Genomic DNA, 14339 nt, shown 5'->3' with positions numbered 1-14339 from the left:
GCTGAGACTCAGTAAGTAGGCATAATTAAACATAAAATAAAATCCTAGTTCGTAGTGAGTGATAATCACTCAAAACAAAGATTATCAGCTTCCTCAAGGTAAGAGAACACCATTGTAATTTAACATCGTGGGTGCATAGGCGAGCATTTACCGCAGGTACCGCACATTCATTGCAAACTTATAATATTGATGATATCTATCCACCTCTGACTTTTTATTGCGATAATTCCCAAGGGGGACGCGCTCTCCACTGGTCAGTTAAAGGGGGATAGATGACACTCAAGCGGTTGGTTTTATTTTTTGTGATGACGCCGATAGCAGTTCTGTTGGCAGTTTCGGCTTTATTTGGTAGTTGGCAAGAACCTCAATTTCAAAGTAGTTTGGAACTATACCAAACAAATATTGCTTTACAAGCCCAAGCTTGGCAATCAGAAGATAGCAATGATGATAAACTCCAGGCGATTCGGGAAGCAATACTTGGTGAGCAACCTCTAGAAAGCGCTACAAAGCAGTATCAGGAGGCGCGTCAATCAGTTCAAGCTAATTTAGACAAAGTTAACAACAAACTTGCACAATTACGCTCTCAAGCTGAAATAACTCCCACGCCTCCGAAACCTCTACCGGATGCTCCTCCCACTATTGAAACGTCTAAACAGGGACAGCAACAGTTACAGCAGTCTTTTGAGCAATTACAAAAATTACTGGCTGAATTAGACCTGCGCTTGGGAATTTTACAAGCACAGCAAGGACAGACGGATACAGCCTTTAAGACTTGGAGCGAATTACAACAACGCTCAGATATTAATTCAGGGTTTTGGGAAACCGCCGCTGTATTGACTGGACTGTGGAGCAATCCTCCTCGTATCCTCCCAAATGCTCAAGAACCAATTCAAAAGAATTTAGAAGGTTGGTTTCGCTCTACTGCTTTGGTTAAGTTATACCAACTCCAGCAACGACAAGATGCGTTATCAGCAGTAAAAGCCGCACAACAAGAATCTTCTGCTCAAGCAGTGATTAAATTGGCAGTTATTGGCACTATTCCCACCTTGGCAGCTTTAATTGGTCTAATACTGCTGATTTTATTATTTGCTCAACGCTTGTTGAAAGGAAAAGCCTCGTTATTAGCTCAAAATGCTGATATCCCCTGGTCAACCCCTTGGGGTGGTGAAACGGTTTTGCAGGTTTTTATCATTGGCTTTTTCTTTATGGGGCAAATTTTTGTGCCCTTAGTAATATCGTTGCTACCCATCCCGCGTCCCATTGTGGATGTGCGACTTCAGGCATTTTCTGTGTTGGTTAGTTACTTTTTAGTAGCATTAGGTGCGCTGTTAGTACTGTATTTCTCTCTCAAGCGCTTTTTTCCACTACCGGAATTCTGGTTTCGCTTCCGTTTTCAAGATAACTGGTTTTTGTGGGGACTGGGAGGCTATTGCACGGCTTTACCTGTAGTTGTGGTGGTATCTTTGATTAATCAGCAGCTATGGCAAGGACAGGGTGGGAGTAATCCTCTGTTGCAATTAGCCCTGGAAAGCCAAGATGGTGTAGCGCTAGGTATATTTTTCTCCACAGCAGCGATCGCAGCTCCATTTTTTGAAGAAATCCTCTTTCGCGGTTTTTTGTTACCCTCTCTTACTCGTTACTTACCCGTGTGGGGAGCAATTCTGATCAGTAGTTTGTTGTTTGCGATCGCTCACCTCAGCTTATCGGAAATTCTCCCCCTGACCGCATTGGGCATTGTCTTAGGAGTAGTTTACACGCGATCGCGCAATCTCCTCGCTCCTATGCTCCTCCACAGCCTTTGGAATAGTGGTACACTATTAAGTTTATTTGTTTTAGGTAGTAGTTAATACAAATATAGTACTGTTGCCAAAAACAAAAATATCTGATTTTATCTCTTTAGATAGAGACAATTTACTAGTAATAATTGGTTACAAGCATAAATACTAGCTGAAAACCCAATTACGATAATGGCAAAAGCAAATTAAAGAATGCTATTAACATAGACAACAAACTATCTAGTTAAGCATTTATTCTCATTCAGGTAGATTTTAGCCATTTTTCGAGATGTTAATTGTCTTCTTGAACCATTTTTAGCTGTCATAAATTGGAATGCAATTCCGGTTTGCGCTCATGGAAGTGGGGATCGGTAACTAAAAAGCGGTTAGAAAGATATGGAAGATGCCTTTTGCGCTTCTAGATTCCCACTAGCCACGTAATTGTCTTGCCATTGGTGCGATGTCTACGGTGTCACTGAGCGCAGCCGAAGTGCGGGCTACGCCTACGCAAAAACATCCGGAAATAATACTGATGGACTTGTAAAAAGTGGTGTATGTAGCAGCTTTTGCTGATTATTTAAGATTGATTCTGCTCAAGATAAATGTCTGAGCTAAAAATCTGCAAAACTGCTGCACCAAGGTTTGCGATCGTCAAATCCAGCAAAAGTCATCAAGGAGCGCCAGTTCGGCCTAAACAGCAAGACATCTTGGCGTCTCCTTTGGAATAGAAGCACGCTGATTTTAATTATTCATCTTGAGATTTACTCAGACTGAAAAAATTAAAAATCTATTTATTAAGCAAGTAAATGTATTTGCTTCCATTACAATAAAGACTTTATTTTTATACTCACTTATCGAGGAGCAGCACTTATATGGCAAATCTTAACCCCAGTCACCCTACCAAACAACTTCTAGCTGGTTACTGTGGCATTATCCTGGGAGCATTCGGGGTTCATAAGTTTATTCTAGGATACGCTTCGGAAGGCTTTATCATGTTAGTGATTTCTGTAGTTGGGGGTTCTTTTACCTACGGCGTTGCTTTGTTAGTTATGCAACTTGTAGGTCTAATTGAAGGCATGATTTACTTAAATAAATCCCCTGAAGGATTTGTAAATACCTATTTTGTGAATAAGCAGGGCTGGTTCTAGTGCAAGAATAACTTTCTTACTGGAAGCAGAGAATGATACTCCCTGCCAAGTTTAGGATTGCAGCAAAAGCGCAGGGATAAAGAGCAACCAAAGAAACATCCTTTTTCCCTTCCGCTTCACCTTTTACCTTTAACAAAAGTTATACAGCACTTTTACTTTCTATATTTATTTTTAATAATATGCTTATTTTCAAACCTAAACAGCTTAACTGGACAATGTTCTTCTTGTTAGGCTTAGGATATTTCAGCGTTATATCTCATTTAGAAATCAACTATTTCTTCAAAAACCTGATTGCGATCGCGCCAATACAAGTGGCAGCTGTTATTTATGTCACTTATCGACGTTGGAACTGTCAACCCCCTGTAGGGGAATTTAAAATTTAAAATTAAAAATTTAAAATTCAGAACCCTACAGAAAAATCTGAGAACTTGGAACGTTGAATTAAAATGCAGCGATAGTCTTGATGCTCAACGAAGTACGATAAATTAATAATTTTAATATGGTTGACATTGAGTCATAGTTCCATATTTAGCCTACGCTCGAATTAGAGACGCTTTTAGTCAGGCGTTGAATTTCTGTAGCGAATCTAAACACAAGCCATGCAACTCGTCCCGAAAACTAAGCCAGCCCTAGAACCTGACCCAATCCTAGAGAAGATTATTCTAGATGTTGGGGGTATGAAGTGTGCTGGGTGTGTGAACGCTGTAGAGCGACAGCTGACCCAACATCCAGGAGTCAAGAGTGCCTGTGTGAACCTGGCCACAGAGGTAGCAGTTGTAGAGTCAGAAGTTGGTGCAATAGATGCAGATGCACTGGCACAGCGATTAACAGCCGTTGGATTCCCGACTCAACCCCGAAAAGCTAATGGCACAGTAGCAGGTGAAATATCAACCTTACCAGATCCAGCAGAACGACAACGCCGAGAAATGCGTTCTTCTCTATGGCAGTTAGCGATCGCAGCGGTATTGCTGATATTGTCGGGAAGTGGACATTTTGGTAATCTTGGTAGCTCAGTGCTGCCAGTGCTAAATAACATCTGGTTTCACTGTGGACTGGCGACAGTAGCGCTGTTAATTCCCGGTCGCCCGATTTTAGTAGATGGCTGGCTGGGCTGGCGGCGAAATGCGCCTAACATGAACACCCTAGTGGGATTGGGAACGCTGACAGCCTACATTGCTAGTTTACTAGCGCTGCTTTTTCCCCAATTGGGTTGGGAGTGCTTCTTTGACGAACCAGTAATGATGCTGGGCTTTATTCTCTTAGGAAGGACATTAGAGCAACAAGCTAGAGGTCGAGCGGCTGCTGCATTTAGGAAATTGCTAGCACTCCAGCCACTCTTAGCGCGATTGATTGCCAACCCAGAGAAAGCTGGAATGGGTTCTTCTAGTGTTGAGATTCCTGCTGAACAGGTTCGTGTCGGTGAATGCTTACAAGTGCTGCCAGGTGATAAAATCCCCGTTGATGGTGAAGTGGTGGTTGGTCAAACAACGGTTGATGAATCGATGCTAACCGGGGAAGCAGTGCCAGTAATCAAGAAACCAGGAGATACAGTGACAGGGGGAACACTAAACCAGTCAGGAGCGATCGCTATTCAAGCAACCCGGATTGGAAGTGATACAACTCTAGCTCAAATTGTTGCCCTAGTAGAAGCCGCCCAAACTCGCAAAGCCCCAGTACAGAAATTAGCAGATACAGTAGCTGGTTACTTTACTTACGGGGTACTAACAGCATCTGTCTTAACATTTGGATTTTGGTACTTTTTCGGCACTCACATTTGGACTGATATCACCATGTCTGGTGGCATGGAAATGATGAGCCACGCTCACCACTCCACTCCTCACTCTTCCCTGTTAATTAGTTTAAAACTAGCGATCGCAGTTATGGTAGTCGCTTGTCCTTGTGCTTTGGGACTTGCCACACCAACAGCCATTTTGGTTGGAACTGCTATGGGCGCAGAAAGAGGTTTGTTAATCAAAGGTGGCGATGTTTTAGAAAAAATACACCAGTTAAACACCGTAGTATTTGATAAAACTGGCACTCTCACCACAGGTAATCCCATAGTCACAGATTGTCTGTTAATTGAGGAATCGGGGACTAGGGACTGGGGACTGGAAAAGAATAATGCTCAATCCCTAATCCAACTAGCAGCAGCCGTAGAAAGCGGTACTCACCATCCCCTAGCAAAAGCGATTCAGCAAGAAGCACGGCGGCAACAGTTATCTATTCCAGAGGGTGTAGACTTTCACACGGAACCAGGGCTAGGGGTATCTGCTGTAGTAGAAGACACAGTTGTATTGTTGGGTAACTGGGAATGGTTGAGTTGGCACGGCATTGGCATTAACGAAACCGCACAACAATTAGCACAGGATTTAGCAACAAATGGTAAAACAGCCGTTTATGTAGCAATTGGGGGAACCTTAGCCGGACTAATTGGTGTTTCTGATACCCTTAGATCGGATGCTCGATCTACAGTAGACAAGTTGCGTCAAATGGGCTTACGGGTAATGTTGCTCAGTGGCGATCGTCTAGAAGCAGCTAGCGCCATAGCTAAACAACTAGGATTAGATAGCGCTGATGTAATAGCAGGTGTTCCCCCAGCTAAAAAAGCAGCTGCAATCCAGTCTCTCCAGTTAGAAGGGACAAGGGGACAAGGGGGACAAGGAGACAAGGGGGACAAGGGGACGAAGAAAACTCTTCACTTCTCACTCAGCACTCAGCACTCAGTAGTCGCAATGGTAGGAGATGGAATCAACGACGCTCCAGCTTTATCTCAAGCTGATGTCGGGATTGCTTTACACTCCGGGACAGATGTGGCGATGGAAACTGCTGAAATTATTTTAATGCGCGATCGCCTAAACGATGTCGTCGAATCTATTCAGCTTAGTCGCGCCACATTCAACAAAATCCGCCAAAATTTATTCTGGGCTTTTGCATATAATACACTTGGCATTCCTTTAGCAGCAGGTGTTTTATTTCCTAGTCTGGGTTTTGTACTTAACCCATCTGGTGCTGCTGCATTAATGGCTTTTAGCTCTGTTAGCGTCGTCACCAACTCAATATTATTACGGCGATTCGCTCATCGCCCGTAGAATACTCCTTTACACGTCCAAATTGCCACCACAAATTTTGGATTGTCAAAACACAATTCAGGAGTCAGTCGTCAGATTTAAGACACTTACCAAAGCTATCATAGCTACTGGAGTAGAACGGATATGTTCTACTCTTTCAAGGTATTATGCAATTTTAAAGCTTATTTAGATTAGCACCACAAACTTTTGGTGCGCAAAAATGGCAAGATACGATACTAAACAAAGTTTAATCAATTACAGTTCCACGATTTGTCAATGGCAGCAGAAACCAATGAAAACCATCTACTAATTATTGAAGACGATCAAGGTCGCAAAGAATTTTCTCTGGAGCACCCCGTCTACTCTATTGGTAGAGACCGCGAATGTAATATCCGTTTGATGTCGCAGTTTGTCTCCCGCCGCCATGCCACATTAGTGAGATTGCCACGAGAGCATAATAGTCATAGCTACTATTACCGGATTGTAGATGGCGATGCCAAAGGTAAGCCTAGTTCCAATGGTTTGATGATTAATGGACGTAAAATACCAGCCCACGATCTCAGAAATGAAGACGAGATCGTTTTTGGGCCTCAAGTACGTGCCATTTATTACCTTTTAAGAAACACTCAGCGTTTAGGACAAACGGATTCGAGCGAGTACGACATTACACTAATAAACCCCGGTATGGCCGAGGATTTAGAGGATTAAGAGAGTGAATTATAACTACCAATCACAGTCTGATACTTCCACGGCTTCAAACCGTGGAAGTATCAATTCAATCACCAAAACTATCCTGCAATACTTTCAATCAAATGCCAATGGCGGCTACTTTCAATAGCTTGCTTGATTAACTCAAACATTTGTCGGCAGTAATTATCTAGGTGAATTGGTAGTTCTTCATTTTTAATCACAATACTCATCCGAGTTTCTGTTTCGGTAGATTTTGATTTGTCAATCAGTACTTCTACTGTTATTAATTTAGGAAAAGGAACATTTCCAGGAACCTCACGACCGATAATATATTCGGCTGTGTGATATTGAATATCCAACTGACAGTCCTGTAGAAGTTCTACAAGTAACGGCACCAGATGGTCACTAGGAACAGAAACAATAAATGAACAGGTATAGCGAGCCATAATAGCCCCAAGCCTTGCAACACTCCGTCCATCCTATAATACCGAAGTATCTAAATATAAAGTCATTAAAAAATCAAAGTTTTTGAGAGCAGGTATTACCAGATATACAGTCAATGAAGAGGCAGGGGGTAGGAGGTAGGAGGTAAACGTCATAAATAATTTAGGCGTTCCGTGAGTGTCAGCTGAATGGGGTTTCAATAAGGACGCAGTGTTTTTTGTGGCACTTTCCGCTCGAAATATATACTTTGTTCTTTCTTCTCTAAGATACGCTTCGCGAACATAAATAAATTTACTCGATCTAGAAGAAAGTGGTAGAGGGCAAAAAATGTGTTTTCTTCCTCCTGTCTCCTGCCTCCTGCCTTCTTTGGTAAGCTGAAAGTTTGATCGAAAACTTTACAATAAAGGTTTGGCTAAGGTAGAAAATGAAAGTCGCAATTACTGGAGCAACAGGATTTGTCGGTAGTCGTTTGGTACAACGATTACACAAAGAAGGTCATAAAATAGTAGCATTAACTCGAAATACCGCTTTTGCTCAAAAGGTTTTTCCATCTGAGGCTTTCCCTAATGTAGAAATTGTTGCCCATACACCAAATGCATCTGGTTCTTGGCAAAGTATCATTGCTAATTGTGATGGCGTAGTTAATTTGACAGGAGAACCTATTGGTGAAGGGCGCTGGACACCAGAACGGAAACAAGAAATCCTCAATAGCCGAAAATTAGGTACACAAAAAATAGTTGAAGCAATAGCCAAGGCGAACCCTAAACCATCAGTGTTAATTAACGCTTCGGCTATTGGCTACTACGGCACCAGTGAAACGGCTACCTTTGATGAAACCAGTCTATCTGGTAACGATTTTCTTGCCCAAGTCTGCCAAGCCTGGGAAACTGAAGCGAGAAAAGTAAAAGATGCTGGTGTGCGACTAGTAATTCTGCGTTTTGGGATTGTCCTGGGCAATGGTGGTGCTTTAGGTAAAATGATTCCGCCTTTCAAACTCTTTGCTGGCGGGCCTATTGGCAGTGGTCGGCAGTGGTTCTCATGGATTCACGTAGACGATTTAGTTAACCTGATTTTGCAAGCTTTAACTAAACCGGAAATAGAAGGCGTATACAATGCCACTGCCCCTAACCCAGTTAGGATGGCAGATTTAAGCCAAACTTTGGGACAAGTGATGAATCGCCCTTCTTGGTTGCCTGTTCCTGCTTTTGCGATCGAAGCTCTTTTAGGAGACGGGGCTATAGTAGTTTTAGAAGGTCAGCAAGTTATCCCAAAACGCACCGTGCAAACAGGCTTTGAGTACAAATATCCTAATTTGCAATCGGCATTAACACAAATTCTTAATTAAAAGGGAGTGGGGAGTGGGGAGTGGGGAGTGGGGACAAGGGCACAGGGGCAAAGAGGCTTAGGGGAAAGACTTACTGCAACTTCCTTCCCCTCTGCTCCCCTGCTTTTTTCCAGTCCCCAGTCCCTAATCCCCAGTACCCAGTTCCTTGACTATTGACTAGAAAGAAATTTTTTGGAAACCCAACTGATAATACCGCTGAGAATTGCACCGCCCATGAGAATGCCAATTGCGGGGTTAAACAAGGGTTGCCACAGTTGATGCCACAAATCCAAACCCAGGTTTACTCCAGCAGCATCACCGATCGCAGCGATCGCTAACCAGCCAAAGCCAAACAAAACTAAAAAAACATCTGCGACTAAAACCATGTTTAGCCAATTTAACAATTTATCTTTCATGATTGGAGTGGGTACTGGGCATTGGGCATTGGGCATTGGGCATTGGGCATTGGGAATTGGGCATTGGGAAGAGACAGCCTAGAGAGTTATTTCAATAAATTCTCCCTTCTCCTCGTTGTCCCTAACCCCCAGTTCCCAGTTCCCAGTCCCCATTTTTTACTTTTCAAACAGCCAATTTTTGACTTTTGTTAAACTCTGCCAATCTGGTTTTCTACTTAAACCGTCCTCAATACTATTTTTTATTTCATCACTCCATTCTTCATTGACAAAAATTAACTGCTGTGCTATATCAATATGTTCTCGCAAGCCTTTTTGCTTTGTTTCCAGCATTGCTAAGGCAAGATTGATTCTAGCTTGGGGATCTTGTGGATTTAACTTGACTGCCTTCTGTCCGGCTTTGTAAGCCAAATTGGGTTTGTTATCGAGTAAATACAACCACGCTAAACAAACCCAAGCTGCACTAGTTTTAGGAGCGCGATCGCACACTTCTTTAAATACAGGGATTAAAGATTCTGCTGATTCTCCTGCTTTATAGCGTTCTAAACCTGTATCAAACAGGGATTCAACTGTTTGAGTCATAGTAAATTAATCATGAGTCATTAGTCATTGGTCAATTGTCATTTGTCTTTCGTCCAATACTCAGGGACAAATGACAACTGACAATATTACACCCCAAATGACTTGCCGCAACCACAAGTTTGATTAGCATTGGGGTTAGTAAATTGGAAACCACCGCCAATCATAGCATCGCTGTAATCGAGCATTAAACCGTAGAGATATAACAAACTCTTGCGATCGCTGACAATTTTGAAGCCATCATAATCAAAAACTTCATCATGAGGGGTTATTTTGCTGGTATCTTCAAAGTCCATCATGTAAGACATCCCAGAACACCCACCCTGACGCACCCCTACCCGTAAGCACAAGTCTGTGCCTTGCTTGTCCCGGAGGGATTTTACCTGGTGCAATGCGGCTTCGCTCAACAGAATTCCGCGTTGTTGAGCTTCAATTGCTTGTGTCATCTGCTTTTCAACTCCTTAATTAGTATAAGCGTTACCCTATATCGGCTTGTAATGCTTCTGGGTTGCTCGTTAAGTGTTTTTGTATTCATTCTAGCGGCTTAGATGTTGCTAGATACCAAATTGTAAACACTCCGTCAAAAGTAGCCAAAGATTTTTATTCTAGAATTGAGAGACTCAATGTGTTTATACATTCGGTATTCTTAAAATTCAAGCCTTACGGCAGCAACAGAAGCAACCACCCTTCAGGTGCAGCCATAAAAATTTAATCCGAGGCTAGCTAGCCCCCAAAGTTTACTTCCAAATTGCTTCTTTTGATTCTATGACAAGTTTTAATCGCTCTACCAGTCGTCGGTTGAAGAAATTAACTCAAATTCCTTCTGTATGGGAGGGCGATCGCCGTCCGTTGTCATCACCAAACCAGGTGTCAGACTCAGAGGCAAAGGGAGAATGCATTCTTTGGGTAGATTACTCCCAAGGTGTTGTTCGCGGAATGGACGTGGTAGCTTCTGATACCGGCCCAGAAGCAATAGTTCGCACCTTAATGCAAGCAATGGAGCATCCCCAGAGTCCGGCAAGACCTGCTAGACCCCAAAGAATTGTAGTCAAAGACCGCGAGATCCAATTTTACCTGCGGGGAGTGCTGCAAGATTTGGATATCGCCATTGACTATGCACCAGAACTACCTTTAATTGACGAACTATTTCGGGGATTCGCCGACATCCTCGATAGTCAAACCCCCGACTTACCCCCACAGTATGCACAAATCTTGCGAGAGAAAGCATTTGCAATTTGGCAAGCAGCACCTTGGGAATTTTTGCAAGAACAGCAAATTTTGTCAATCGAGATTAATAGGTGGGATGTTGGCACACTCTACGCCTCAGTTATGGGAATGCTGGGAATGGAGTATGGGATTTTGTTCTATCGCTCAGAAGAGTCTTTAAAACAGTTTCGCGCCGCAGTTTTAACGGATGAAGAATCAACAGAGCATTTAGAAGAAGCGTTCCTCAAGCAAGATTGCTTGTTTCTCACTTTTGAGAGCGTTGATGAAACCGATGAAGATGACGATGAAGAAGATGATTTGGCGGATCTGCCATTATCAGAAATTGACCCTACTTTTGGTAATATTCATCCTTTAGAAGGACTACGGTCTGTTTTGTATGACGAAGAAGCATTGGTAATCTTGGTTGCGATCGAAAGCCTGAGCCGCTTTATTCGCGATCACCGTCGCCAACTTCATGAGGACATTTTCCCAACTCTGAGCCGTCGCTATCGCATTTCTCTACCGCAGTCCGAAGAATCAACTAAATCAGTGCCTGTAACAGTCTCTACCATGCCGCAGTTAGCAGCAGAATTAGAGGAAATGGCAGGCTTTGGTATTGACGATCGCGAGATTGACAACCTTGATTTCCAATCATTGCAAGATGACTTGATACCAGACGATTCTTTCCTCAGCTTAGGTGTAGTGTCCTGGGAAATGTTGGAGTCCCTGCGAAAGGGAGTCAGCCACCACCAGGCTAGTGAAATCAAACAAGTAGGTGACGGTTTGCCGGTGATTTTAATTCAAACTTCCCGGCCCAAGGCGAAGACTGTAATTGAAAGAATTGAAGCAGCAGGCGGACTGAGAGCAATTTGCTTTAATCCAGGTGCCGATCCTTTTGATGGCGATCGCTACGACCTGGGTTTATTGCAAACTCAAAATGGCGAATTGTTCCTATTCGGTGAATTTTTAGATGAAGATCCAATTCATGTCGAAGCCCGAAAAAAATGGAATCAGCGGTGTAAAAATACTAAGGGCTATTGTGGCTTAATCATTGCTAAAGGACTAACGGGAGCCTCCCGTGGCAATCCTCAGTTACGAGATATGATGGCTTTGTTTGAAGGGCGATCGCTTTCACCTAAAGATTTAGGTATTGGCACTCTCCAACTTATGCCCCAACTGAAATTTGAATAATTGCATGAATTGCCGCAATCCTCAATCTCAAATCATCGGTATGAGAAGTTAAGTTGATGTGTATTTGATTGATTAAAACTGCATTTGAGAGGAAAAAAGGGAAGGCTTTGCCTTTTAACGTTTACCCCTGTTCTCTTTATCAATGGAGTGTTGATTCACCAGTGCTGAGTACTGTCTTACCCCATAGCAAAATGTGGGGATGGAAGTAAGGGCGCATCATTGACAGCAGATTTCAAGGAAAGTGAGTTACACAAGCTAAGTCTGTTACCTAAATATAAAGCGTGTTTTACTCCTTAATTCAGAATTCTGAATTAAAGAGTAACTGTTTCAGGCAAGTAAAAAGCAATACAGTTCAGTTAAGAAAACTGCTTTGTTGGGTTGCGCTTTGCTTCACCCAACAAAGCTATGAAAGTGTTGGGTTTCGTTCCTCAGCCCAACTTACACAACTTAAGGTTTTTGGCACTAACTGAACTGTATTGAAGTAAAAAAGACTCAGGATTTTCACTTTTGTATATACCCCAATACAATTCAGAATGGGCAACCAAACCCAGATGTAGACAGGCGTTTTGTCGCGTCTTGAAAGACCAATTGTCTATACCAATAACCCTTAACTAAATCCTATTGGTATATAACCCATCTCTGGTAGGTAGTCTTTTAAGTAGAGGCAGAGTATTTCCGGTTCTACTCAGTCTTCGCGATCTGCGTACCTATCAGCGTGCAGCACTTTTTCATGAATATTCATGTATATGTCAATACGAATACGCGACCAATCTTGAGAAGCTAACTTTACCTAAATTTCATGAAGTACCTATAGTTTCATAGTTTTCTAGTTATTTTATCTCAAATTTTTAAGTATAAATAACTACAATAACCTAAGAATTTATCTACAAAGACTGCTTGAATCAAACCTTACTGACGCACTGAGATATTGGAATCTTTTTTTTAATAAGCTTTTGAGTTTAGCCTTCTGTTATATATCAATATCATTAAGCAAAAGTTCAGATAATATATTTTTCTTTGTAATTTTTTTATAAAGGAGGAAAAATAGCTTTGCTAGTGTCTAAATGAAGATTATTTAAAGCGCGTAAATAATAGCTATAATAAACACATTGCCGAAAAAATTAAAATATACGATTCTTTTTATGGGTATACTTACCAGATAAAAATAGTTGTAATAAAAATTTTATTGGCAGTAATTTATATTTTGACTTAAATATGAGGAAAAATTTTTATGTCAAATTTATAACGCCCTACTTGGCTAAAAATGATTTATATAACTTCCAGATAGATGAAGACGAAAAATCGTCAAAATATTGCTGCTTTCAAAGCAAGCTATATCGCTAGAAAGAAGATAAAAAAGATGCAATACTTTATTGCATTCTGACGATAATTTATTGTAGAAGTATGAAACAAAACTAAAATATTATCGGCAGCAGTCAAATAACATCACATATATTCTGGATGAATTCGTCTGTGTGAAATTACAGATGTTGCTGTCAAAAATTACCAAGATAATTGGCAATTTAGACTCAGTAGACTGAGCGTTGTCCCTTTTTTTCGGGCTACTATATTGGCAGTGAAAAGCAATCAGCTTGATCGAAGTAAGCCAAAATTGATAACAGTTCAAGTAGCTCTTAAGTTCTTGGTTACAGTCTGGTTAGATATAGGTGTTTGTTTTAAGGCGATCGCTTATTTGTCTACTTTCTAAGTCACTATTAACGCCCTATACACACCACTTCAACCCTCCTGTAAATCAGCATTTCAGTATGATAATGATTCTGAAGCTTTATTTTTTGATGTTTTAGCAGATATTCTCTCCAACTGGGTTTGACGAACTTAGTTAAGAGAGAAGGTCAAATGCTTTCAATGGAGAATAACTTTGGAAATCTTCATTGAGTCAACAGTAGGTATCTTGAATTTCTTTATAAAATTTCATTGTTAGGGTTTACTCATGCTGTTAGTAGGGTTATTATCTTCAAAAGCAACGATGTGCTATTTATGCTGTCACAATAGTAACAAATAAAGTGTAGTATTTTGATTTTTTTAGAAAATGATCGAGCCTTTGACAAAACAAACATTCTTAATATTAATGGTATTACTTGTTTCGTGAGACAAACTCTGATAACCTTATCGGTTCCCTCTTTAATTTAGACTCTTTCGACCATCTAAATATACAGCAGATAGCATGATAATGACAAATAAAAAATGGGCAGTTAAACGCATAACAGTTAATCTTGCAACGCAGGAAGCGGAAAAACTAGAAAAATATTGCCAACAAACAGGTAGACCTGCAACTGATGTGATTCGTGAACTGATTAGAAGTTTGCCTGTCTCCGACGACGGTAAAGATGCAAACAACTAAGAAGTGACTTTCACAACTTATCCAGAAAACTGCTTTGCCACCAAAAAAATATCTCTGATACTTTTGAGAGTCCGCTGCTATGGACAAAAGTTTGTCTAGATGATACAGACGCGTTTTTATCGCGTCTGGTCATTTACCG

At 41.4% G+C, this 14339-nt stretch carries 13 protein-coding genes; 9 read left to right on the top strand and 4 right to left on the bottom strand.

The features are described 5' to 3' along the window. Nucleotides 1-272 precede the first annotated feature (272 nt). From RMX89_RS21815 to RMX89_RS21790, 6 genes are all read left to right on the top strand, one after another. On the top strand, nucleotides 273-1847 hold the full coding sequence (locus RMX89_RS21815) for a type II CAAX endopeptidase family protein (protein WP_322690417.1): 1575 nt from the start codon (nucleotides 273-275) through the stop codon (nucleotides 1845-1847). Nucleotides 1848-2377: 530 nt separating this feature from the next. Continuing rightward, a complete protein-coding gene (locus tag RMX89_RS21810) occupies nucleotides 2378-2503 on the top strand; it encodes a hypothetical protein (RefSeq protein ID WP_322690416.1) in 126 nt (41 codons plus the stop codon). Between the two features lie 144 nt (nucleotides 2504-2647). Then, nucleotides 2648-2923, top strand: a complete 276-nt coding sequence (locus RMX89_RS21805) for a TM2 domain-containing protein (protein ID WP_289798872.1) — start codon at nucleotides 2648-2650, stop codon at nucleotides 2921-2923. 179 nt (nucleotides 2924-3102) lie between these two features. Then, nucleotides 3103-3306: a hypothetical protein gene (locus RMX89_RS21800; protein ID WP_322690415.1), complete on the top strand. Its 204-nt coding sequence runs from the start codon at nucleotides 3103-3105 to the stop codon at nucleotides 3304-3306. A gap of 216 nt (nucleotides 3307-3522) precedes the next feature. After that, nucleotides 3523-6012, top strand: a complete 2490-nt coding sequence (locus RMX89_RS21795; protein WP_322690414.1) for a heavy metal translocating P-type ATPase — start codon at nucleotides 3523-3525, stop codon at nucleotides 6010-6012. Between the two features lie 255 nt (nucleotides 6013-6267). After that, nucleotides 6268-6699, top strand: coding sequence for an FHA domain-containing protein (locus RMX89_RS21790; protein ID WP_322674251.1), 432 nt, complete (start codon nucleotides 6268-6270; stop codon nucleotides 6697-6699). A gap of 80 nt (nucleotides 6700-6779) precedes the next feature. Here RMX89_RS21790 and RMX89_RS21785 read toward each other — a convergent pair whose 3' ends face one another. Further along, nucleotides 6780-7127: a hypothetical protein gene (locus RMX89_RS21785; RefSeq protein ID WP_322665545.1), complete on the bottom strand. Its 348-nt coding sequence runs from the start codon at nucleotides 7125-7127 to the stop codon at nucleotides 6780-6782. Nucleotides 7128-7549: 422 nt separating this feature from the next. Here RMX89_RS21785 and RMX89_RS21780 point away from each other — a divergent pair, with 422 nt between their 5' ends. Further along, nucleotides 7550-8470, top strand: coding sequence for a TIGR01777 family oxidoreductase (locus RMX89_RS21780; RefSeq protein ID WP_322690413.1), 921 nt, complete (start codon nucleotides 7550-7552; stop codon nucleotides 8468-8470). Nucleotides 8471-8619: 149 nt separating this feature from the next. Here the strand turns inward: RMX89_RS21780 and RMX89_RS21775 are convergent, their stop codons facing one another. The 3 genes from RMX89_RS21775 to RMX89_RS21765 form a co-directional block, all read right to left on the bottom strand. Next, the gene (locus RMX89_RS21775; protein WP_094352470.1) at nucleotides 8620-8865 is read right to left on the bottom strand and encodes a hypothetical protein; all 246 of its coding nucleotides are present in this window, start codon (nucleotides 8863-8865) and stop codon (nucleotides 8620-8622) included. Between the two features lie 156 nt (nucleotides 8866-9021). Continuing rightward, on the bottom strand, nucleotides 9022-9444 hold the full coding sequence (locus tag RMX89_RS21770) for a hypothetical protein (RefSeq protein WP_322674253.1): 423 nt from the start codon (nucleotides 9442-9444) through the stop codon (nucleotides 9022-9024). A gap of 86 nt (nucleotides 9445-9530) precedes the next feature. After that, entirely contained in the window at nucleotides 9531-9887 is a 357-nt protein-coding gene (locus RMX89_RS21765; protein ID WP_322665540.1) for an iron-sulfur cluster assembly accessory protein, read from the bottom strand. Between the two features lie 319 nt (nucleotides 9888-10206). Between RMX89_RS21765 and RMX89_RS21760 the strand changes: the two genes are divergently transcribed. Both RMX89_RS21760 and RMX89_RS21755 read left to right on the top strand, forming a co-directional pair. Further along, on the top strand, nucleotides 10207-11838 hold the full coding sequence (locus tag RMX89_RS21760) for a DUF6930 domain-containing protein (protein ID WP_322690412.1): 1632 nt from the start codon (nucleotides 10207-10209) through the stop codon (nucleotides 11836-11838). 2185 nt (nucleotides 11839-14023) lie between these two features. Beyond that, nucleotides 14024-14200, top strand: a complete 177-nt coding sequence (locus RMX89_RS21755) for a CopG family transcriptional regulator (protein ID WP_322674255.1) — start codon at nucleotides 14024-14026, stop codon at nucleotides 14198-14200. The last annotated feature ends 139 nt before the right edge of the window (nucleotides 14201-14339 follow it).

It is taken from the genome of Nostoc sp. DedSLP04, assembly GCF_034530775.1.
Lineage (GTDB): Bacteria > Cyanobacteriota > Cyanobacteriia > Cyanobacteriales > Nostocaceae > Nostoc.
This window is presented reverse-complemented; position numbering and strand designations above follow the sequence as displayed.